Consider the following 19,642-nt stretch of genomic DNA (forward strand, 5'->3'; position numbering starts at 1 on the left):
GGTCCCGGCTCGTTCAGCGGTCAGCGCGGAGCGCGTCGAACTGCTGTCGCCATGGCTCACGGAGCTTCGCGTACCGTTCGTCCCAGTCGACGCCCGGTGTACGCTCCGGATCCGTGACGGATGCGGCGGCAGCGCCAAGCAGGTCGTCGAGCCGCTCGAGATAGGTCTGCCAGCCTGGCCCATAGTCGATCGACTGCACGCTGGTGTGCACAAGCCTCATCCTGGCGCCATCCGGCGTCTCGTCGACCGTCACGGTGAGCTCGGTCGGCTGCTCCTCGATCGCATGCCAGGTCGTCGTGAAGGTGTGCGGTGGGTCACACGCAGAGACGGTGCCGGTGACCCACACGCTTCCGTCGTCGCTCAGCCCTTCCCAGGTACCGCCGAGCCGGAGTTCGCCGCGGTACGGCGCCATCCAGCGGGCAAGCCGTTCCGGGTCGGTCACCGCGGACCAGACGTCGGCCACATCGGTGTCGAACAGTCTGACGAATTCGAGATCGAACCCGTTCGCTGCTGTGGTCAGGTCGCCGAAAATCCTGGTCATTGTGCTGTCCTTCTCTCGCGCTTGCCTCGCGCGATCTCGGTCTCGAGGGCGTCGAGACGTTGGTTCCAGAGCGTCCGGTAGCGGTCGGCCTGGTCCTGCAGTTGGGTGATCACGCGCTCGTCGAGCCGGTAGATGCGACGCGATCCCTCTGGCCGCACGCGCACGAAGCCCGCTTCGCGCAGAACTCGCAGATGCTTGGCCACCGCGGGCTGGCTGATGCCGAATTCGCTCTCGACAACGCGCGACACTTCGCCAGCCGACTGGTCCCCGCTCGCGAGGAGTTCGACGAGCCGCCGGCGCACCGGGTCTCCGAGAACGTCGAGCGCGTGCATGCCCCTCAGCATATAACCGAGTGGTTATAACCACAAGAAGCGGGAAAAGTTTTGCGGCAAATCCCTGCTTCCCTTTTCCCTTGTCGGTGGCTGGTGCAAGGCTTGACGCGTAGCAGTCGCCACGTGCGGACCATCGTCGAGGGGCCGAGCGGGAGAGCCCATGAGAATCCCCAACGCAGCGAAACCGTTCCTTGTCGCGCAGTACCGCATCCTGGTCGCCGCGCTGACGCTTTCCATGTTCGGCACGGGCGTGTGGCTGATCGCGGTCGTCTTCCAGGTCATCGATCTTGGCGGCGGCCCGGTGGAACTCTCCTGGGTCGTGCTGGGCTCATCACTCGGGCTCGTCGCCGCGGTGCTGTTCGGTGGAGTGGTCGCCGACCGGGTCCCGCGCCGCACCATCCTCGTCGCGGTCGAATCGACTCGCACCGCAGGTGCCGCGGTCGCCGCGACGCTGTCGCTCACTGGCAACCTTGAACTCTGGCACCTGGTCGTCATCGCGACGATCCTCGGCTGCGCCGACGGCTTCTTCTACCCGGCGTATTCGGCGCTCCTCCCATCGGTGCTCCCGGACGAATTCCTCCTGGCGGCGAACGGTGTCGAGGGGATGCTTCGGCCCGTCATCATGCAGGCGGCCGGCCCGGCCGTTGCAAGCGCGATCATCGCCGTCTTCTCGCCCGGTGTGGCGTTCGCCGTGGTTGCCGCGTCCCAGGCGCTCGCGGTCGGCGGCCTCGTCATCATGCGCCACATCCCGGTCGAGCGAGAGCCGCGGGACGGGCATCCGGTTCGCTCAATGCTCTCCGATCTCGGTGCAGGCTTCGTCTACATGGTCCGCACGCCGTGGCTGTTCGGCACGCTGCTGTACGCGAGCGTGCTGGTGTTCCTGATCATGGGGCCGATCGAGGTGCTGCTGCCCTTCGCAATCCGCGACGTCGTCGGCGCGGACGATGCCGCGGCATCTTACGCGCTCGCGCTCGCGTCGTTCGGGATCGGCGGCGCGGTCGGGTCGCTCATCGTGGCGTCGCTGCGCTTGCCGCGACGTTACCTGACGATCATGGTGCTGCTGTGGGGTGCGGGTGGCGCACCGTTGGCGATCATCGGCTTCGCCCAGCAACTGTGGCTGATCATCGCCGCGATGTTCATCGTCGGCTTCTCCTACTCGGCGGCGAGTGTCGTGTGGGGAACCCTGTTGCAGCGCCGCGTGCCGTCCGCCATGCTCGGGCGGGTTTCGAGCCTGGACTTCTTCGTCTCGCTCGTGTTCATGCCCATCTCGATGGCCCTCGCCGGACCCGTCGGCGTCGCGATCGGCAACGCTCCGGTGTTCCTGATTGCGGGACTGGCGCCGGTGGCGCTGGCGGTGCTGACGATCGTCATCTTCCGAATGCCGAAGGACGAGCTCGCGCATCCCCTCGATCAGGTGCCGGAGCCGGTCGAACGCACCGAATGAGCGCTGCACACTTGCATCTCGGTCGAACATATGTTCGAATAGGGGAATGCGGTGGAGCGGCCAGCAGATCGACCAGGAGCAGCCGGATGCCCTTCCGGGTCTCGCGCGCCTGAACAACCTGGTGCGCACGGTTCGCACACCCGACTTCGACGGCGTGACGTTCTACGAGGTGCTGGCAAAGAGCGCGCTCAATCACATCCCGAAACAGACGGCGATGCCGTTCGGATGGACCATCAACCCGATGCGCGGCTGCCTGCACCGCTGCACCTACTGCTTCGCGCGGCCAACGCACCGCTACCTCGACCTGGATGCCGGCGACGACTTCGACACGCAGATCATCGTCAAGGTCAACGTTGCCGAGGTGCTCGCGAAGGAACTTTCGAAGCCGACCTGGGGGAGGCATCCTGTCGCCCTCGGCACCAACACGGATCCCTACCAGCGGGCAGAGGGCCGCTACCGGCTCATGCCCGGGATCATCTCCTCGCTCGCCGCCAGCGGAACCCCGCTGTCGATCCTGACCAAGGGAACGCTGCTGCGGCGCGACCTTCCGCTGCTTGCGGAAGCCAGCAGGGTGGTGCCGGTCGACCTCGCGATGTCGATCGCGATCTACGACGACGAACTGCAGCAATCGGTCGAACCGGGAACTCCGACGGCGAAAGCGCGGCTCGCGACCGTCACCGCGGTGCGCGAGGCGGGTCTGGAGTGCTCGGTGTTCATGATGCCGATCCTCCCGTTCCTCACCGACAGCAAGGAGCATCTCGACCTCGCACTTCGCCAGGCGAAGGCGGCCGGTGCCAGTTCGGTGCTCTACACCGCGCTGCACTTGAGGCCGTTCACCAAAGAATGGTTCATGCAGTGGCTTGAGCGCGAGCATCCGGAGCTTGTCGCACGCTACGTCGCGCTCTACGGCGACAAGGCATACGCACCCACCGGCTACCGCAAGTGGCTCGCCGCGCGCATCCGTCCGCTGATCCGCGCGCACGGCCTCAATCGCGGCAGAACCGATGCCTCAACCGGTGGGGTGCGATCGAGCGCTCTAGGGATGCTCCGAGGCGACGACGGTGAGCGCTCCCTCATCGCAGAGGAGCTGCCGCCGGGCATGGCCGCGCACCTGGAATCCCAGCCCACCCTCTTCTAAGCCAGCTATTCATCCGGATACCCCGTGAAGTTCATGGGAAGCAGGCGTCGGTAGCGGGGCGCCACCCTAGCATCGGCCTCAACAGTCGGGCGTTTGTAGGGGAGAAGGTTCGCTTGTGTCCAGGTCAGGGGAGCAGTCGAAGTCAGCCGCGGCGCTGGCGACTGGACCGATAACTCAGCCCGCAGCCGTGACCTCCGTGGGGAATGCGGGACTGACGGCCGTGATTCAGTACGGCGGACGGCGTTTCCAATGCAAGCCGGAGATGGCGCGGATCTTCCTGAAGCGAGCCCGAGCAGTGATCGAATGCGGCGAGCATGAACTGGTGCCTCTGCTCCACAGCGAGGGCGTCGAACTGCTCTTGATCTCGCGAGCTACGCCTTATTCGCTGCTAGAGAACTAGCGGCCACAGCGCAAACTCGAAAATTTTCGGGCGTTTTCGTCCGCTTCACGGACCGTGCTCACATCCGGAGATCCCTGCAATGACGGGCAAGTAGCGGCCCCTGCGCGGCGTAGGTAGAACGTTCCCTCTTGAGAACGGTTCGCAAGTTACTCAGGTAGCGCGGAGGTTCGGCAACCAGGATCGTTTCTGGCACTTCTCCTCGCGGGTTGAGTGTTGGCGTGTTTGATCCGCCGACTGGTCGACCTGGACAGGTGCCCGGATGCTCGCCCCCGAGTTCCGTGCGCCGCGTGTGCCCCGCCGCATCGACGTTCCACCACGCGTTCCCTAGACGCCTGACCCGGAAGACACAACTACCCCCTTGCTGATCGAGAAGATGCGTGCCGCCATCAAGCACGCCACACCCGAAAACGCCGCAAACCAGAAGCCCAGTGGACGCCGACGCGGCGTCGCCAAGGGTGGCGTCCGCCATTTCACGGCGCGCTACCTCGGGGAACTCGGCCTCGGCATCGTCGCACTCGCCGTGATCGTCGGTGCCGGAGTAGGTGTGCCGGCCTACGGTGACGCTCTCGTCGTCGCGTCCGACATGACGCCAATGGAGCAGGTCTCGGAGCAGGATCTCGCCCCGCAGGCAGTCGAGGTCGACAAGAAGGCTCCGAAGCAGGCCGTGCACCGCGACACCTACGGTGCAACCGAGGCGCCACCGGAGGTCGTCTGGCCGGTCGGCTCGGGTGCGACCATCACGAGCGGGTTCGGTGCCAGAGCCGGATGTTCGATCGGTTGTAGCTCCAACCATGAGGGCATCGACTTCACGCCCGGCGCCGGCGCTCCGATCGTGGCCGCCGCCGACGGCGTCGTGACCGCTGCCAACACCGGTGGCGCATACGGCGTGCACGTGCGCATCAAGAGCGTCGTGGCCGGCCAGGAGGTCGAGACCATGTACGCACATATGCAGCACGGCTCGATGGCCGTCAGTGTTGGCCAGAGCGTCACGGCCGGTCAAGTCATCGGCGCAGTCGGCAGCACCGGCGTCAGCACCGGCCCGCACCTGCACTTCGAGGTTCACGTGGGTGGAGGCCCCATCGAGCCGCTCGGCTGGTTGCGCGCGAACTCGGTCTGAGTCCGCGAGGGGACACCGGCTCAGGACGGCCACAGGCTAGCCTGAGCCGGTGCCCTCGAACCCAACGACAGTGTCGATCGTCATTCCCGCCTACAACGAGGAGGCGTCGATCAAGGGGTGCGTGCTGGCTGCTGTCCTGCAGACCAGGCCGGCCCACGAGATCATCGTCGTAGACAATCGCTCGACCGATCGCACCGCCGAGATCGTGAAGGGGCTGCAAGCGGAGCATCCGCAGCAGTCGATCATCTACGTTCAGCAGAACGACGTGCAGGGCATCATCCCCACACGCAACGCGGGCCTCGACGCGGCGACCGGAGACGTGATCGGCCGAATCGACGCGGACTCCGTCATCGAACCGACCTGGGTCGAGGAAGTCCAGAAGGCATTCGCCGATGAGTCGGTCGCCGCAGCGACCGGCCCTGTCCTCTACTACGACATGCCACTTCGACGGTTCGGACTGAAGGCCGACGACCGCCTGCGCCGGGTCATCCTGAGCCTGTCCCGGGACTACCACTTCCTGTTCGGCAGCAACATGGCGATTCGGCGTCAAGCGTGGGAGGCCATCCGGGCCGACACCTGCCTTGATGAGAAGGATGAACTGCACGAGGACATCGACTTGTCCATCCACCTCGCGCAGCACCGGCTGCGCGTCGCCTACGTGCGCTCGATGGTGAGCGGGATGTCGGCCCGCCGAGTCGAGGACAGCCCGCGCGAGTACAGCTACTACGTCGGGCGCTTCGAGCGCACCTACGCGCGACATGGCCTCATGAACCCGCTGTTGCGTGCTCCGATGGTCGTCTTCTTCGCCGTGTACCCGCTCGCCAAGGCCATCCGCACCCTCCGCAACCGCAGGCTCTTCCTGGACCACGCGCCGGGCCGCTGACGGTCGGTCGCCGGGGTTAGCCTGATTGCGTGGGCAAACAGGACGGCAGTGACCGGCAGGTCAGCGCCGAGGACATCGACAGCAGTTCGGCGCCCATCCTGCACGTCGACCTTGACGCGTTCTTCGCGTCTGTCGAGTTGCTTGAGCACCCTGAGCTCGCCGACAAGCCGGTGGTCGTCGCCCACAATTCGGCGCGCTCGGTGGTCACTGCGGCGAACTACCCGGCGCGCAAGTACGGGGTGCGCTCGGCGATTCCGCTGGCCAGGGCGCTGCAGCTCTGCCCGAAGGCGATCGTGCTCGAGCCGCACTTCGACCGGTACCGGGCGCTGTCGCGGCAGGTGATGGCCATCCTCGACGACGTTTCTCCGACTGTGGAACGGCTCGGCATCGACGAGGCCTTCGTTGACGTGTCCGGCGCGGGCGCGGTGATCGGCTCACCGGCTGAGGCAGCGGAGTTGATCCGCGGCCGCGTGCTCGCAGAGACGGGGCTCACCTGCTCGGTCGGAGCTGCGGCGACCAAGTTCGTCGCCAAGCTTGCCTCCGGGCGTGCCAAGCCTGACGGGCTGCTGGTGATCCCTCGCGACGAGACGCTGGCGTTCCTGCATCCGCTCCCCGTCGGTGCACTATGGGGAGTCGGGGCGGTCACCGAGAAGACGCTTCTGGACCGCGGCCTCGGCACCATCGGCGACGTGGCGGCGGCACCACTGGCGACGTTGCAGCGGGCGCTCGGCGAGGCATCCGGTCGCAAGCTGCACGAACTCGCGAACGGCATCGACCCGCGGCCGGTCGACACGAACTCGGTGGAGAAGAGCGTCGGGCACGAAGTCACGTTCGAGACGGACGTGACGGATGGCGACCTGCTGCGGCGCGAGTTGCTTCAGCAATCGACCCAGGTGGCCGCGCGGCTCCGCGAGGCCGGACTAGCCGGCCGCACCGTCGCCCTTAAGCTGCGTTTCTCCGACTTCACGACCATCACGCGATCGCGCACGCTCGCGGATCCGACCGACCTCGGTCGCCGGATCTACGACGAGGTGCGCTCGATCTACGATGCCCTCGACAACCGGAGGCCCGTGCGGCTCATCGGCGTGCGCGTCGAACAGTTGACCGGCGATGAGGCTCAGCCGGCGCTGTGGGACACCGACGACAGCTGGCGGGAGGCGGAGCGCGCGATCGACGGCGTCGCCGACCGGTTCGGCCGAGGGGCGCTGCGTCCAGCTGCGCTGCTGAAGCCGACGGCACCCATCCGCCCGTCCGGTTCTTGATTCTCGAGGTTCACTGCGAGTCTTGAGCATCCGGGACGTACGGTGGCGTCATGCCAACAGTCGCAGAGGAACTCGCGGAGTCCGTGCCCAAGCGCGGTGTGAAGCTCGCCTACGGTGAAGCCGTCGTCATGGGAGACACGACGCTGGTGCCCATCGCGATGGTCACCTATGGCTTCGGCGGCGGTGGGGAGAGCGGCCAGGGCGGTGGTGGCGGGGGCGGCGCGACGATGCCGCTCGGCGTCTACGTGACGCGCGGCGCCACAACCAGTTTCCGGCCCAATCCGGTCGCGCTGCTCGCGGTGTCCATTCCGCTCGTGTGCGCTGTCGGCTGGGCGATCTCTCGCATCGTGAAAGCGATGCGCTAGACCCAGCCGAGCCGGCGCCTGACCGCCTGCGCGCCGCGGTGTGGGAAGGCGTCCCAGCCGGGGGCGAGTTCCTCCTCGGCGAGTTCGAGCAGCAATCGAGCGCATGTCTCGACGTCCCGCTCCTGCGCGTCGGCGACGCGCGCGGCGAACTCCGGATGCACGAGCTCGATCCTGCGCAGAACGTCGAACGCGTCGAGCCGCTCCGATCCGATGCCGGGTTGCCTCAGCACCAGCGCCTCCAGCAGTGAACGCACAGCGACCGAGCGCACGCCCTCGCCGGCGATGAGCTTTTCGCCCCTCCGGTACCGGCCGACCCCGATCAGCAGCACCGCGATGAACAGCAGGATCTCCTGCTCGGCGTCGACACTCTCCCGCGGACTCTCCCGCGACACCATCGCTTCGATCGCCGGGCCCACTCCACCGCGGTCGAGGACCACCAAGGCGGTCTTCCCCTGCCAGACGGCCAGGTCGTCAACGGATGCGACTCCGAACTCGAGCACGTGACCGTTGTCGTAGATGACCTTGCGGCCGCCCTCGTGCTCGGGTGCGGCCACCGCGATGCGTTCATGCTCTGGCAGCCAGTCGAGGTTCCGCTTGTACTCCTCCTGGCGGCCCGGTTGAACGACGAGCGCGAAGTCGTGGTCAGACCACTCATCGGCTCGGGAGCGGTCAGCTGCTGAACCCATGAACACCAGCCCGATGACATCCGGCCGGTCCGAGACACTCGCAAGCAGCCGGTCGCTGTATGCCTTGAACTCGTCGCGCCGCACTGTGCTCTACCCGACCTGCGGGACGATCTCGGTGGCGAAGAACTCGAGCTGGTCCAGGTCCTGCAGGTCCAGCAGCTGCAGGTAGACGCGAGTGACGCCGAGTTCGGCGAAGGCCCCGAGCCGATCGACAACCTCGGTGGGCGTGCCGACGATCCCAGTGGGTCGCATCCGGTCCAGATCCCGTCCGATGGCCTCCGCCCTGCGCTGGGCGTCAGCGGTGCTCGCGCCGACAGCGATGGTGCCCCCGATCGACAGGATCGGCACCTCGCGTTCGGCGGCCTCGCTCGCCTGGCGAACCCGCGCCATCCGGGCGCGGTGCTCAGCCAGGTCGACGAACACCGAGTTGTACTCGGTCGCGAAGCGCGCCGCGAGGGCGGGCGTGCGCTTCGGCCCACCGCCGCCGACGATGATCGGCACGTTGGATTGAGTGGGCTTGGGCAGCCCGGGTGCGTTCTGCAACCGGTAGTGCTCACCCTCGTACGAGAACCGGTCGCCGACCGGCGTTGACCACAGCCCGGTGATCAGCTCGAGCTGCTCTTCGAGCATCCCGAACCGCTTCGCGGGGAACGGGACACCGAGCGCGGTGTGCTCATCCTCCATCCAGCCGGTGCCGAGCCCCAGTTCGACCCTGCCGCCGGACATCTGGTCGACGCCGGCGACCTGGATCGCGAGGATGCTGGGATGCCGGAAGGTGACCGAGGTCACGAGCGTGCCGAGGCGGATGCGACTGGTCTCCCGGGCGAGGCCGGCGAGCGTTGTCCATGCATCCGTCGGCCCTGGCAGCCCGTCGCCGCCCATTGACAGGAAGTGGTCGCTGCGGAAGAAGCCGTCGAAGCCGAGCCGCTCTGTCGCTTGCGCGACGGCGAGCAGATCGTCGTAGCTCGCACCCTGCTGGGGCTCTGTGAACACGCGGAAATCCATCGTCCCACCGTATCCGCACTAGAATGGGTGCCGAACACGGGAGTCCGGTGAGCCGGGCTGAGAGGAAGCTGATCGAAGCTTCGACCGTCGAACCTGATCTGGATAATGCCAGCGCAGGGAGGGCCAAATCTCTACTCCCGTGCCTATTTCAACCACTGAAAGGGCACGAACAGTGACCAGCACTTCAACAACCAAGCAACCCGTCGTCCGCCGTAATCTTCGCTGGCGCGTGGTCGACATCGTGGTGGCGAGCGTCATCGGCGTCGCATCCGGCGCGGTCTTCCTGGTTTGGAATGTCGCCTCCGAGCCCGTCACCGGGCCGCTCGGCGCGCTGCTGCCGGGTCTGCAGGCGCTCGGCCACGGCTTCTGGCTCTTCGCGGGCGTGCTCGCGGGGCTCATCATCCGCAAGCCGGGCGCGGCGCTGTATGGCGAACTGCTCGCCGCAACGGTGTCGGCGCTGGTCGGCAACCAGTGGGGCGTAGACACGCTGGTCAGCGGCGTCGTGCAGGGTCTCGGCGCGGAACTGGTGTTCGCGGTGTTCCTGTACGCCAATTACCGCGTCTACGTCGCGATGCTCGCTGGCATGGGCGCCGGGCTCGCGATGGTCATCCACGACCTGATCGTCTGGTACGCGGGCGCCGACACGCTGTTCGCCACGGTCTATGCGGTCTGCGGGATCATCAGCGGTGCAGTCATCGCCGGGCTGCTGTCGTGGCTGGCCATGCGTGCGCTCGCCCGGACGGGAGTGCTCAGCCGGTTCGCGGCCGGTGAGTCGGCCAAACGGGTGTGAGCGCGTCGACGCGGGTGAGTGCACCCGCGCGCGTCACCGCTCGCGGCTGGGGTTGGAGACACTCCGGCCGCGAGAGGTGGGCGGTGGACGGTATCGACCTCGACATCCGGCCGGGGGAGCGGGTTCTGCTGCTCGGGCCATCCGGGGCCGGAAAGTCCACCCTGCTCTCGGCGCTCGCCGGCGTGCTCGGCGGTGCGGATGAGGGCGAACAGCACGGCGAGCTGACGATCGACGGCCGCGAACCGGATCCCGCACACGGGAGGGTCGGCTTAGTGCTGCAGGATCCGGAGTCCCAGGTCATCATGGCAAGGGTCGGCGACGATGTGGCCTTCGGATGCGAAAACCTTGGGATTGAGCGTGAGGAGATCTGGCACCGGGTCGGCGAAGCGCTCGATGCGGTCGGCCTCGATCTTGCACTCGACCGTTCAACCGCGGCGCTCTCCGGCGGGCAGAAGCAACGGCTCGCGCTGGCCGGGGTGCTCGCGATGCGACCGGGTCTGCTGCTCCTGGATGAGCCGACCGCGAACCTGGACCCGGACGGCGTGCTCGAGGTTCGCGACTCTGTGAGCAGGGTGCTCGAGGCCACCGGCGCAACGCTCGTGGTCGTCGAGCATCGAGTCGACGTGTGGCTGCCTGTCGTCGACCGGGTCATCGTGCTCTCGCCCGAGGGCGGGGTGATTGCCGACGGGGACCCCGATGCTGTGCTCGTCGACCACGGCGAAACGCTCGCCGCGAGCGGCGTGTGGGTGCCCGGTCGCGAAGCCTGGAGTCCGGAGCGGTTCGCGCGACCGGGGGAGGCGCTGCTCACCGCCGACTCGCTCAGCGTCGGCCGGGCGGGTACCGTGGTCCGCTCGGAAATCGACCTCGAGTTGCGCGAGGGCGTGGCGACCGCGCTCAGCGGTGCGAACGGATCCGGGAAGACCACGCTCGCGCTCACCCTTGCCGGGCTGCTGCCGTCGGTCGCCGGCGAGGTGGCGGCATCCGATGCTCTGCGCGCCGGTATCGGCCCGCATCCGTACCGCTGGAAGTCGCGCGACCTGCTCACCCGCATCGGAATGGTGTTCCAGGAACCGGAGCACCAATTCCTCGCGTCTACAGTCCGCTCCGAGCTCGAGGTCGGGCCGAAGGCGCAGCGGCTGCCGGAGCCCGAGGTGCGCGACCGCGTCGACCAGTTGCTGCAGCGGTTGCGGTTGGAGCATCTGGCCGAGGCAAACCCCTTCACGCTGTCCGGTGGGGAGAAGCGCCGGCTCAGTGTTGCAACCGCGCTCGCTACCCGTCCGCGCCTCCTGGTGCTCGACGAGCCGACGTTCGGTCAGGACGCGCGCACCTGGCGGGAGCAGGTGGCGTTGCTCGCCGAGCTGCTCGATGAGGGCAGCGCGGTGCTGTTCGCAACGCACGATCGGGTGTTCGTCGAGGCGCTCGCCGATCAGGAGGTGTCGCTGTGACCGCGTTCGCTCGGGTGAACCCGGTGGCCAAATTGGCCGCGGCCCTGCTGCTGGCGGCGTGCCTCGTCCTGACCATCGATCCGGTGTCCGCGGCGACGGCGCTCCTGCTCACCGGCATCGCACTCCCGTTCATCGGGCCAGGGTGGCGAACGTTCTGGGCGCGAACCTGGCCGGTGTGGGTCGCCGCCCCTCTGACCGGGTTGACGATCCTGCTCTACGGGCAGGCATCCGGAACCGTGTATGTCGAGTTCCTGGCGGTGCGGATCAGCGACGGGTCGATCGAATTGGCGGTGGCCACGACCTTGCGCGTGCTGGCGATCGGGCTGCCCGCGGTGGTGCTGTTCAGCTCGGTCGACCCGACGGATCTCGCCGACGGTCTGGCACAGGTCTGGCGACTGCCCAACCGCTTCGTGCTCGGCGCCCTGGCCGGCCTGCGGCTGGTCGGCTTGTTCATCGACGATTGGCGCTATCTCGAGCTCGCGCGTCGCGCGCGTGGCGTCGGCGACACCGGGCGGATCCGCCGCATCCCCGGGCAGGTGTTCGCACTGCTCGTGCTGTCCATCCGGCGCGGGACGAAGCTTGCGACCGCGATGGAGGCCAGGGCGTTCGGCGGAGCTCATCGCACCTGGGCGCGTGAATCGCGGTTCGGTGCCGCCGAGTGGCTGGTGGTCGCATCCGGCGCCCTGGTCGGTGCGGCGGCTATCGTTGCTGCCGTCGTGACAGGGGAGTGGAACTTCATTGCTGGTTGATCGGATTCTCATCGACGGTCGGAGCGGATCCGGCAAGACCAAGGTGGCTCACGGGCTGCTGGAAGCGATGCCGGATGCCCAACTGGTGCGCCTCGACGAGCTCTACCCGGGCTGGGACGGGTTGGAGGCGGGCAGCCGACACGTTCACGACTTCATCCTCGCGGCAGAGCGGCCTCGCTGGAGACGCTGGGACTGGCTTGCCAACGAGCCAGCCGAGTGGCACGAACTGAACCCCGCCCGGCCGATCATCATCGAGGGGTTCGGCGCGCTGTCCCGGGAGAACCGGGCGCTCGCGACCCTCGGCATCTGGGTCGAGTTGGATGCCGAGACGCGCAAGCAGCGTGCGCTCGCTCGCGACGGCGACACCTACGCGCCGCACTGGGACCGCTGGGCGGCCCAGGAGGACGCGTTCATTGCGCGGGAGCATCCGCAGGACCTGGCCGACCTGGTGATCGACGGCTGATTCTCAGGCCCAGCCGAGCTCGTGCAGCTGCCGGTCGTCGATGCCGTAGAAGTGGGCGATCTCGTGCACGAGCGTCACATGGATCTGATCCTTGAGCTCGTCGAGGTCCTCGCTGATGTCCAGCAGCGGCTCGCGGTAGAGCACGATCCGGTCCGGCAGCTCGCCGAAACCGTAGTTGCCGCGTTCGGTCACCGCCACCCCGTCGTACAGTCCGAGGAGATCGAGGGAGCCATCCTCCGGGCGATCCTCGACGACGAAGACCACATTCTCGAGTCCGTCGACCATGTCATCGGGCAGCTGATCGAGTTCGTCGACGACGAGCTGCTCGAACTCGTCCGCCCCGATGTCATACACATCGACAGCCTGTCATGAGTCGAGGACCTCGACGAGCGAGTTCTGCACGAAGCCGAGCCAGTCGTAGAGGTCCTGAAGCACGATGTCGGCGCTGCGGTCGTCTTCGCGCTCGATGCCGAGCCGGGAGGCGAGGGTCAGACGGATGTCGGTGAGCGCCTTCATCCAGGCGAGGGTCTCGCCCGGGTTCAGTGAAAGTTCCCCGCTGTCGACGGCCGCGGACAGGGTCGTGGTGACCAGGGTCGCGTTGTGCAGCTTCCGTTCGACGAGCCCATCCTGGGTGAACCGGCGGAACTCAGCCGATGCGTCCGCGTCATCCGGGTAGGCATCGGGGAGCAGCCGGATGACCGCCGGATCGCCGTCATCCGGGGACTGGAGGAGGGTCGCCAGCTGGGAGGCGAGACTCTGCAGCAGCAGTGCTTCGTCGCGGTCGATTTTCGCGCTGATGCTGCCGTCCTGGTGGCGCTCGAAGCCGCGCATCAGGCATCCGCCTTGCCGAGCGTCGCCCAGAGCCCGAAGTCGTGCATCGCTTCGACGTGCCGCTCCATCTCCTCGCGGCCGCCGGTGGCGACGACCGCTTGGCCGGTGAGGTGGACCTGCAGCATGAGACGCTCCGCCTCGGCGGCTGCGTAACCGAAGTACGAGCGGAACACCCACGCGACGTAGGACATGAGGTTCACCGGGTCGTTGAGCACGATCGTGACCCAAGGCACATCGATCGACTCGCGCTGGCGCGTGTCAGTGGATTCGATGGTCTGGGGCATGGTTCCACCCTTGCACACCGCGCGGCGACGCACAGTCTCCAACGATCGCTTCCGCGCGACGCTGCTTCAGTTTGTTATCGATGCGCCTGCTACAGCGGCCGCATCGATAACAAACGGGCGCATGGTTGAACGCGCTCGACTCAAGACGAGTAATTGGGGTGATCGACGGGACTCGAACCCGCGGCATCCGGCACCACAAGCCAGCGCTCTACCAACTGAGCTACGACCACCATGTGCGACCGAGAAGGTCGCAACGACACACCATCCTATTACAGGCGCGCACCGAATTCTTGCACGACCGAAAGGCCGACCGCTTGGGCCTCGTCGCTGTTCGGGCCGGGAGGGGCGACAAACGCCGCACGCCGGTAGTACTCGAGTTCGCGAATCGACTCCAGGATGTCCGCCATCGCGCGGTGCCCGCCGGCTTTCGGCGGCGCGTTGAAGTACACGCGCGGGAACCAGCGCTTGGCGAGTTCCTTGATGGAGGAGACATCGACATTGCGGTAGTGCAGGTGAGCGTCAACCCGCGGCATATAGCGCGCGAGGAAGGTCCGGTCGGTCCCGATGGTGTTGCCGGCGAGGGGAGCCTGCTGCTGCACCGGCACGTGCTTCAGGATGTATTCGTTGACTGCGAACTCGGCATCGGAGAGCGACATCCCGTTCTCCAGTTCAGCCAGCAGGCCGGACTCGGTGTGCATGTCGCGCACGAAGTCCGACATGTTTGCGAGGGCGCTTGGGTCCGGCTTGATGACCACCGTGATGCCTTCATCGAGCACGTTGAGGTCGAAGTCGGTGATGACGACCGCAACCTCGATCAGCTCGTCGACGGAGATGTCAAGTCCCGTCATCTCGCAGTCGATCCAGACGAGTCGATCGGAGCCGTTTGCCATCCCACGAGTCTAACGGCGCACGTGAAGACGTGATTCTTTCCAGCACTTACCGCCGTCAGTCGTCAAGTGGTAGTAATGGGCTATGACCGATCAGACCCCAGACCTGAAGCGCGGCGACGAGTACATCGTCTTCTATAAGGGCGGCCCCAACGACGGTCGCATCGACCGTCGCATCAGCACGGATGGTTCGTGGGACGAGGAGCTGACTGTCGTCGCATCGATCGACGGCAAGGAAACCCTCATCAACTACAACTTCGAGTCGTGGCGCGAGCTCGGCGACCAGTACCAGGTCGAGTACATCTACGACCCGAAGGACAGCGACGAGCTTGAGGACCCAGAGGACCGCAACGACCTCTGACGATTCGTCAATTAAATGCCGGGTGCCGTATGGGTGCTGCGGTATCGTGGTAGCGCGTTTTCGCCCTCGTAGCTCAGCGGATAGAGCAGGAGCCTTCTAATCTCTTGGTCGCAGGTTCGATTCCTGCCGAGGGCGCGTGTGAGTTGACCCGCCAATTCGGAAAACTGCCAGCTAGTTCGGAAATCCCTCTCCGGAACTGAGGGCGAAACTGACGTCAGGTATCTGTTCCGGAGGCGCCGATGCGAGCCATGGCCGGACCGCAGTCTCGAGGTCTTCGAGAACCGCTGCGCAGAACCCTTCGTGTCGTCATCGGTCTGATGGTGTGTGTCGCTGTGGCGGCGTCCGCCGTCGCGTTCTGGGCGATGTCTGGCGGTGTGCAGGCAGAGGTCGTCGCAAAGTATCCGGGGCCCGCAACGCGCGTGGTGCAGGGTTCCGCGGAGGTCCATGTCGTGTTGCAGGTCGGATGGTTCAACCGCCAGAGGAACTTCGACATCGTGCTCACCGGGTCAGGCGGCGAGATCGTCGATGGACGCAATGTCCAGAGCAACACGGGGGTGCTGTCCTTCACGCCCGAGGTGCCCTTGAGTGCGGGGACGTATGGGGTGGAGGTACACCATCGCGAGTCACCGTCGTCGAAGGACAATGTCATCGATTCGTGGCCCATAACAGTCGAGCCTGCGCCAAGTCTCTCCGACGGATCGGGCGGCAGCATACTCGTGGTGGCGCGACAGGGGACCAGGGACGCCTATCTGGCAGAGATCCTGCGGGCCGAAGGATTCACAGGATTCGACACCGTGACTCCGGAGGAGCTCCAAAGCGACCTGCTCGCAAGCCATCCAGTCGTCATCCTCGGCGCCATGAGCTCGACGGGGCCGCACCTTGCCCAGGTGGAGTCCTGGGTGATGGGCGGCGGTGAACTGATCACGATGAAGCCGGAGGGCGGGCTGGCCGAGCTGGCTGGACTTGAGCCAACCGGGCTGGCGCTCGAGGATGGCTACCTGGAGATCGACACCACACAGGCCCTTGGGGTCGGCCTGACAGCCGAGGCCATGCAGTTCCATGGTGGCGCGCTGCTGTACACGACCGGGTCGGAAAGCCAAACCATCGCGACCCTATCCCCTGACCGGGAGCGCTCCGGCCCGCATCCCGCGCTGACCTTGACCGAAGTTGGCAATTCCGCTGGACACATCGCCGCCTTCAGCTACGACCTGGCGACTTCGGTCATCTACACCAGGCAGGGACATCCGGATGCGGCGGGAAGCGAGCACGACGGCTCGGCGCCCATCCGGCCGAATGACCTCTTCATCGGAACAACCGATGAACCGGACTACCTGGATCAGTCCAACATCGGGATCCCGCAGGCCGATGAGCAGATGCGCCTACTGAGCAACGTGCTGGTGGAACTACACGGAGACACGTCCCCGCTGCCGCGGTTCTGGTATCTGCCCAACGGTGAGAAGACCGCCTTGGTGATGACAGCAGACGACCATGGGACCGAGGACGGGACCAGACAGTCCTTCGAGCGGATGCTGTCCTTGGCCGAGCCCGGATGTGATGTCGAGCGGTGGGAGTGTCCGCGCGCGACGTCCTGGCTGCATCCGCCGACCCCACTCGCCGCAGAAGACGCTGAACGCTACTGGGACCTGGGGTTCGATCTGGGGGCTCACGTCTCCACGGGCTGCGCGGACTGGACCGAGGAGTCACTCGACGCTGCGTTCGCCGCATCCATGCTGCAGTTCCGCAGCAGGCATCCTGCCCTTCCCGACCAGACAGGCCACCGCCTCCACTGTGTCGCCTACAGCGACTGGCTGGGCCTGCCGACCGAGGAGCGCCAGTGGGGCATCCGCCTCGACATGAACTACTACAACTGGCCACCGGACTGGATCCGGGACCGGCCCGGTTACATCACCGGGTCGGCGCTGCCCATGCGGTTCAGCGACGAGGACGGCCGGATGCTGGACGTCTTCCAGCAGGAGACACACCTGGTCAATGAGACCTGGATGGGTTCCACTGCCGGTATCGACGAGCTGATCACCGCGGCGGAGGACGAACGCGGCTACTACGGGCTGCTCGGCACACACTACGACTTCAGCGATGACTTCGATCAGAAGCTGATGGACGTCGCCGTCCGCAGGGACATTCCGATGATCTCCGCTGGGCAGCTGCTCGACTTCACCGAGGGGCGCCAGGCTTCAACGTTCACGACCGTGGACAGCACCGGCACGGGCGACGTGGCGTTCGAGGTCCAGGTGGACCCACGCGTCGACGGCCTGCTCACCGGCATGCTTCCGGCGGACTTTGGAGAGAGGGTATTGACGTCGCTGACGGCTGACGGCGTTGCGGTCGACTACGACGTCAAGCGCATCAAGGGGATCAGCTACGCCTTCTTCCAGGTGGATGACCTCCGTTACCAGGCCGGGTACCGCTGAGCCGGACCTGCCGGCGAACGGTTGCTCAGCCGTAGTGCTCGCCGTCGTCCGGAGCGATGCGCTGACGAACCGTGCTCGCCGACTTCGGCATCGGTGTCTGCTCAAATGCCTTCGTGTCGTCAGCAATCCCGGCCGAGTCGTCTGCGGGGGAGTCGCCGGCGGAAGCGCCGGGGGCGGCTGGCATGGCGAACGCACCGGACTGTTGACGGAGCGGCGCACGCTGCGGTTCGATCGGTCGCGCGACCGCTTCTGAACCCTGCTGCACCGGGGTGGCGGGGGTGGTGAAGACACTCGGCGGGTTGTCTTCGACAACGGGCTTGGAGCTGGCTTCACCGGCCGCCTGCTGCGCCGCCCAGGCCTGCTGCTGAGCGATGAGTTCCTGATCGGTGAGCGACGCCTCGTAGGCCCACGAGTCGAGATCGTTCTTGAAGAGCTTCTTGGCGCGACTCGGCTTGTCCTGCCACTCGAGCATCCGGCTGCGGAATTCGATCAGCGATTGCTCCGCCTGGAAGCTGAACGACACGGCGTTCTTCTTCATCTCGGCGATCTCGTGGATGGCCCAGTCGGCAGCCATCGCCGCCCCGGTCACCGGCAGGAGGCGAACCTGCACGTCGGCCTCGAGGGCGACGTGCTCAGCGTGCTGCTGCTCGGGAGCGGACAGCGAGTTCCAACGGGCCGCGCGACGAGCGGATGCGATGAGCGCGGTGATCGCCGCAGCGCGCTTCTCCCGCTCGTGCAGTTCGACAATGCGCTTGGTGGCTGCTCGCCCGATGAGGGCGGCGATGATTCCGGCCACCAGTATCGCGAGAGCCGGGATTATCGCGGTGGTCATCACCTGCTGCCCGGCCTCTGAATTGAACCAGTCAAGGAAGTTGTTCCACCACTGCATGGCTGAACCTTACCCACTGTTGGGGGTCATTCACCTGAAATCGCGGGCGAGTCTCGCGCACCGCGACGTTGCGTCAGCGCAAGGCGTCGACGGCCTCATCGAACGCCCAGAACTCGCCGACGATGAGGAAGTGCTTGGCGCGCGCGACGAGCCGCTTGGCGCGGAATCGGATGCCGCGGGGGTCGCTGAACTGCTCGACGTAGCCGAGCACCTCGCCGTCGGGGCGGGTCACACGCCACAGTTCGCTGTGCAACTGCATGCAGCGGACGCCGAAGCGATCGCGTGTCGACGTTCCGGCGTAGTCGAGTCGTGCCATCCGTTCTCCTCGTGTGCAGCCGGCCGCTGTGATCTCGGGACGCTAGCGAGGTTACGGTGGACCACCGACATCGCCTCAGGTGATTCGCGCGTCCTGGTCGATGATCGCGAGGTCGGGGTCGACCACCTTGTTGATGCGAGCCGTCTGCGCGAGCACGATGCCGACCAGGACGACGGCAGCACCAACCAGCTGCAACGGTGTCAGAAGCTCACCGAGCCAAATCCAAGCGAACGCGAAGGCGAAGATCACCTCGGCGGATGCGGTGATGCCGGCCGCGGTGGCCGTCAGGTAGCGCAGGGCGAGCAATGAGAGCAGAAACGGGGCGAACGAGCCCAGCACCACATTCCAGGCCACCAGCATCCAGAGCGGCACCGCAACCCCTTCGAGGTGACCGCCGAGCGGGACCGCCTCGCCGAGCCCGCTCACATCGAGCGAGCCGAGGTCGCCGAAGATCACCCAGAACAGCGCTGCAAACGACATCGACCAGAACCCCACCGCCATCGGGGAGGACTTGCCCACTTCGCGTTCACCGAGCAGGAAGTACAGCGCAAGGGCGACCGCCGCGCACGACGCCATGAGCACGCCCAACGGGTTGAGGTCACTGTTCCAAACCCGCGCCACAAGCGCCAGACCGATCAGCACGAACCCGATGGCGACCCACAGGCGCGCCCGCACCTGTTCACGCAGGACGAAAAACGCGAACAGCGCGACGATGAGGACCGCCATGTACTCGATGAGCAGCGCGATTCCCACCGGCACGAGGCTCACCGCGACCGCATACGTGAACTGCAGCAGCGCCACACCGAACACGCCGAGGACGGCGAGCACCGCTGCCTGGCGAAGCGTGATCCTGAATGCCTTACGGTCGCTGACCAGCAGCACAAGGGCTGCGATCAACGCGGTGCCAGCGACACGGAACAGCGTGACGTGCGCCGCGCTCAGCCCGCCCTCGACGAGCACCTTGGTGACGCTTCCATTCACTCCGAAGAGCAGCGCCGCAAGCAGCGCCCAGAAGTAGCCCACCG

At 66.4% G+C, this 19,642-nt stretch carries 23 protein-coding genes, 2 tRNA genes and 1 riboswitch; of the genes, 13 read left to right on the forward strand and 12 right to left on the reverse strand.

Annotated elements, in window-relative coordinates; all coding sequences use genetic code 11:
* Window positions 1-13: 13 nt before the first annotated feature.
* Both HGK58_RS07095 and HGK58_RS07100 read right to left on the reverse strand, forming a co-directional pair.
* Complete coding sequence (locus HGK58_RS07095; protein WP_168626776.1) at window positions 14-541, reverse strand: SRPBCC family protein; 528 nt, start codon at window positions 539-541, stop codon at window positions 14-16.
* On the reverse strand, window positions 538-873 hold the full coding sequence (locus HGK58_RS07100) for a metalloregulator ArsR/SmtB family transcription factor (RefSeq protein ID WP_168626777.1): 336 nt from the start codon (window positions 871-873) through the stop codon (window positions 538-540). Before HGK58_RS07100 ends, HGK58_RS07095 begins: the two co-directional genes overlap by 4 nt.
* A gap of 160 nt (window positions 874-1,033) precedes the next feature.
* On the opposite strand from HGK58_RS07100, the gene HGK58_RS07105 reads away from it, so the two are divergent.
* The 6 genes from HGK58_RS07105 (at window position 1,034) to HGK58_RS07130 (ending at window position 7,482) form a co-directional block, all read left to right on the forward strand.
* On the forward strand, window positions 1,034-2,317 hold the full coding sequence (locus HGK58_RS07105; RefSeq protein WP_168626778.1) for an MFS transporter: 1,284 nt from the start codon (window positions 1,034-1,036) through the stop codon (window positions 2,315-2,317).
* A gap of 46 nt (window positions 2,318-2,363) precedes the next feature.
* Window positions 2,364-3,455, forward strand: a complete 1,092-nt coding sequence (locus HGK58_RS07110; RefSeq protein ID WP_168626779.1) for an Rv2578c family radical SAM protein — start codon at window positions 2,364-2,366, stop codon at window positions 3,453-3,455.
* Window positions 3,456-4,213: 758 nt separating this feature from the next.
* On the forward strand, window positions 4,214-4,972 hold the full coding sequence (locus HGK58_RS07115) for a M23 family metallopeptidase (RefSeq protein ID WP_246865375.1): 759 nt from the start codon (window positions 4,214-4,216) through the stop codon (window positions 4,970-4,972).
* Window positions 4,973-5,021: 49 nt separating this feature from the next.
* Window positions 5,022-5,855 carry a glycosyltransferase family 2 protein gene (locus tag HGK58_RS07120; RefSeq protein ID WP_349236156.1) on the forward strand — a complete coding sequence of 278 codons (834 nt, stop codon included), beginning with the start codon at window positions 5,022-5,024 and terminating at the stop codon, window positions 5,853-5,855.
* A 29-nt stretch (window positions 5,856-5,884) separates the two neighbouring features.
* Complete coding sequence (gene dinB / locus HGK58_RS07125) at window positions 5,885-7,117, forward strand: DNA polymerase IV (RefSeq protein ID WP_168626780.1); 1,233 nt, start codon at window positions 5,885-5,887, stop codon at window positions 7,115-7,117.
* A 50-nt stretch (window positions 7,118-7,167) separates the two neighbouring features.
* Window positions 7,168-7,482, forward strand: a complete 315-nt coding sequence (locus HGK58_RS07130) for a hypothetical protein (protein WP_168626781.1) — start codon at window positions 7,168-7,170, stop codon at window positions 7,480-7,482.
* On the opposite strand, the gene HGK58_RS07135 is transcribed toward HGK58_RS07130, so the two are convergent.
* Together HGK58_RS07135 and HGK58_RS07140 are read right to left on the reverse strand one after the other, a co-directional pair.
* Entirely contained in the window at window positions 7,479-8,252 is a 774-nt protein-coding gene (locus HGK58_RS07135) for a hypothetical protein (RefSeq protein WP_168626782.1), read from the reverse strand. The genes HGK58_RS07130 and HGK58_RS07135 overlap by 4 nt on opposite strands.
* A 6-nt stretch (window positions 8,253-8,258) precedes the next feature.
* Entirely contained in the window at window positions 8,259-9,173 is a 915-nt protein-coding gene (locus HGK58_RS07140) for an LLM class F420-dependent oxidoreductase (protein ID WP_168626783.1), read from the reverse strand.
* Between the two features lie 26 nt (window positions 9,174-9,199).
* Window positions 9,200-9,310, forward strand: a riboswitch (TPP riboswitch).
* A 92-nt stretch (window positions 9,311-9,402) separates the two neighbouring features.
* Here HGK58_RS07140 and HGK58_RS07145 point away from each other — a divergent pair.
* The 4 genes from HGK58_RS07145 (at window position 9,403) to HGK58_RS07160 (ending at window position 12,620) form a co-directional block, all read left to right on the forward strand.
* On the forward strand, window positions 9,403-9,963 hold the full coding sequence (locus HGK58_RS07145; RefSeq protein WP_349236157.1) for an ECF transporter S component: 561 nt from the start codon (window positions 9,403-9,405) through the stop codon (window positions 9,961-9,963).
* A gap of 83 nt (window positions 9,964-10,046) precedes the next feature.
* Window positions 10,047-11,408, forward strand: a complete 1,362-nt coding sequence (locus HGK58_RS07150) for an ABC transporter ATP-binding protein (protein ID WP_168626785.1) — start codon at window positions 10,047-10,049, stop codon at window positions 11,406-11,408.
* The gene (locus HGK58_RS07155; protein ID WP_168626786.1) at window positions 11,405-12,157 is read left to right on the forward strand and encodes an energy-coupling factor transporter transmembrane component T; all 753 of its coding nucleotides are present in this window, start codon (window positions 11,405-11,407) and stop codon (window positions 12,155-12,157) included. The genes HGK58_RS07150 and HGK58_RS07155 overlap by 4 nt, the downstream gene beginning before the upstream one ends.
* Complete coding sequence (locus tag HGK58_RS07160) at window positions 12,147-12,620, forward strand: ATP-binding protein (RefSeq protein ID WP_168626787.1); 474 nt, start codon at window positions 12,147-12,149, stop codon at window positions 12,618-12,620. Before HGK58_RS07155 ends, HGK58_RS07160 begins: the two co-directional genes overlap by 11 nt.
* A 3-nt stretch (window positions 12,621-12,623) precedes the next feature.
* Here HGK58_RS07160 and HGK58_RS07165 read toward each other — a convergent pair whose 3' ends face one another.
* The 5 genes from HGK58_RS07165 to orn all read right to left on the reverse strand — a co-directional run bounded on the left by HGK58_RS07165 (window position 12,624) and on the right by orn (window position 14,625).
* Window positions 12,624-12,905: a metallopeptidase family protein gene (locus HGK58_RS07165; protein WP_193509965.1), complete on the reverse strand. Its 282-nt coding sequence runs from the start codon at window positions 12,903-12,905 to the stop codon at window positions 12,624-12,626.
* A gap of 81 nt (window positions 12,906-12,986) precedes the next feature.
* Window positions 12,987-13,451: a DUF2017 family protein gene (locus tag HGK58_RS07170; protein ID WP_168626789.1), complete on the reverse strand. Its 465-nt coding sequence runs from the start codon at window positions 13,449-13,451 to the stop codon at window positions 12,987-12,989.
* Window positions 13,451-13,735 carry an ATP-dependent Clp protease adapter ClpS gene (clpS, locus tag HGK58_RS07175; RefSeq protein WP_168626790.1) on the reverse strand — a complete coding sequence of 95 codons (285 nt, stop codon included), beginning with the start codon at window positions 13,733-13,735 and terminating at the stop codon, window positions 13,451-13,453. The genes HGK58_RS07170 and clpS overlap by 1 nt, the downstream gene beginning before the upstream one ends.
* A 154-nt stretch (window positions 13,736-13,889) precedes the next feature.
* Window positions 13,890-13,965 (reverse strand) — tRNA-His (locus tag HGK58_RS07180).
* Window positions 13,966-14,004: 39 nt separating this feature from the next.
* Window positions 14,005-14,625 (reverse strand): oligoribonuclease, encoded by a 621-nt coding sequence (orn, locus tag HGK58_RS07185; protein ID WP_168626791.1) that lies wholly within the window; start codon window positions 14,623-14,625, stop codon window positions 14,005-14,007.
* A gap of 82 nt (window positions 14,626-14,707) precedes the next feature.
* Between orn and HGK58_RS07190 the strand changes: the two genes are divergently transcribed.
* The 3 genes from HGK58_RS07190 (at window position 14,708) to HGK58_RS07200 (ending at window position 17,412) form a co-directional block, all read left to right on the forward strand.
* Window positions 14,708-14,983, forward strand: a complete 276-nt coding sequence (locus HGK58_RS07190; RefSeq protein WP_168626792.1) for an oligoribonuclease — start codon at window positions 14,708-14,710, stop codon at window positions 14,981-14,983.
* 62 nt (window positions 14,984-15,045) lie between these two features.
* Window positions 15,046-15,118 (forward strand) — tRNA-Arg (locus tag HGK58_RS07195).
* Window positions 15,119-15,315: 197 nt separating this feature from the next.
* The gene (locus tag HGK58_RS07200) at window positions 15,316-17,412 is read left to right on the forward strand and encodes a hypothetical protein (protein ID WP_168626793.1); all 2,097 of its coding nucleotides are present in this window, start codon (window positions 15,316-15,318) and stop codon (window positions 17,410-17,412) included.
* A 25-nt stretch (window positions 17,413-17,437) separates the two neighbouring features.
* Here the strand turns inward: HGK58_RS07200 and HGK58_RS07205 are convergent, their stop codons facing one another.
* From HGK58_RS07205 to HGK58_RS14055, 3 genes are all read right to left on the reverse strand, one after another.
* On the reverse strand, window positions 17,438-18,301 hold the full coding sequence (locus HGK58_RS07205) for a hypothetical protein (protein ID WP_168626794.1): 864 nt from the start codon (window positions 18,299-18,301) through the stop codon (window positions 17,438-17,440).
* Between the two features lie 73 nt (window positions 18,302-18,374).
* Window positions 18,375-18,617 carry a hypothetical protein gene (locus HGK58_RS07210; protein WP_168626795.1) on the reverse strand — a complete coding sequence of 81 codons (243 nt, stop codon included), beginning with the start codon at window positions 18,615-18,617 and terminating at the stop codon, window positions 18,375-18,377.
* A 75-nt stretch (window positions 18,618-18,692) separates the two neighbouring features.
* The gene (locus HGK58_RS14055; protein WP_168626796.1) at window positions 18,693-19,640 is read right to left on the reverse strand and encodes a DMT family transporter; all 948 of its coding nucleotides are present in this window, start codon (window positions 19,638-19,640) and stop codon (window positions 18,693-18,695) included.
* Window positions 19,641-19,642: the final 2 nt, after the last annotated feature.

The sequence above is a fragment of the Cryobacterium sp. BB307 genome (assembly GCF_012274275.1).
In the GTDB taxonomy this organism is placed as follows: Bacteria; Actinomycetota; Actinomycetes; order Actinomycetales; family Microbacteriaceae; genus Terrimesophilobacter.

What these genes read in the sequence shown, in the direction of transcription:
- HGK58_RS07095 (WP_168626776.1), bottom strand. Translation starts at nt 541, where the DNA reads ATGACCAGGATTTTCGGCGACCTGACCACAGCAGCGAACGGGTTCGAT.
- HGK58_RS07100 (WP_168626777.1), bottom strand. Translation starts at nt 873, where the DNA reads ATGCACGCGCTCGACGTTCTCGGAGACCCGGTGCGCCGGCGGCTCGTC.
- HGK58_RS07105 (WP_168626778.1), top strand. Translation starts at nt 1,034, where the DNA reads ATGAGAATCCCCAACGCAGCGAAACCGTTCCTTGTCGCGCAGTACCGC.
- HGK58_RS07110 (WP_168626779.1), top strand. Translation starts at nt 2,364, where the DNA reads ATGCGGTGGAGCGGCCAGCAGATCGACCAGGAGCAGCCGGATGCCCTT.
- HGK58_RS07130 (WP_168626781.1), top strand. Translation starts at nt 7,168, where the DNA reads ATGCCAACAGTCGCAGAGGAACTCGCGGAGTCCGTGCCCAAGCGCGGT.
- HGK58_RS07140 (WP_168626783.1), bottom strand. Translation starts at nt 9,173, where the DNA reads ATGGATTTCCGCGTGTTCACAGAGCCCCAGCAGGGTGCGAGCTACGAC.
- HGK58_RS07165 (WP_193509965.1), bottom strand. Translation starts at nt 12,905, where the DNA reads ATGGTCGACGGACTCGAGAATGTGGTCTTCGTCGTCGAGGATCGCCCG.
- HGK58_RS07170 (WP_168626789.1), bottom strand. Translation starts at nt 13,451, where the DNA reads ATGCGCGGCTTCGAGCGCCACCAGGACGGCAGCATCAGCGCGAAAATC.
- clpS (WP_168626790.1), bottom strand. Translation starts at nt 13,735, where the DNA reads ATGCCCCAGACCATCGAATCCACTGACACGCGCCAGCGCGAGTCGATC.
- orn (WP_168626791.1), bottom strand. Translation starts at nt 14,625, where the DNA reads ATGGCAAACGGCTCCGATCGACTCGTCTGGATCGACTGCGAGATGACG.
- HGK58_RS07190 (WP_168626792.1), top strand. Translation starts at nt 14,708, where the DNA reads ATGACCGATCAGACCCCAGACCTGAAGCGCGGCGACGAGTACATCGTC.
- HGK58_RS07205 (WP_168626794.1), bottom strand. Translation starts at nt 18,301, where the DNA reads ATGCAGTGGTGGAACAACTTCCTTGACTGGTTCAATTCAGAGGCCGGG.
- HGK58_RS07210 (WP_168626795.1), bottom strand. Translation starts at nt 18,617, where the DNA reads ATGGCACGACTCGACTACGCCGGAACGTCGACACGCGATCGCTTCGGC.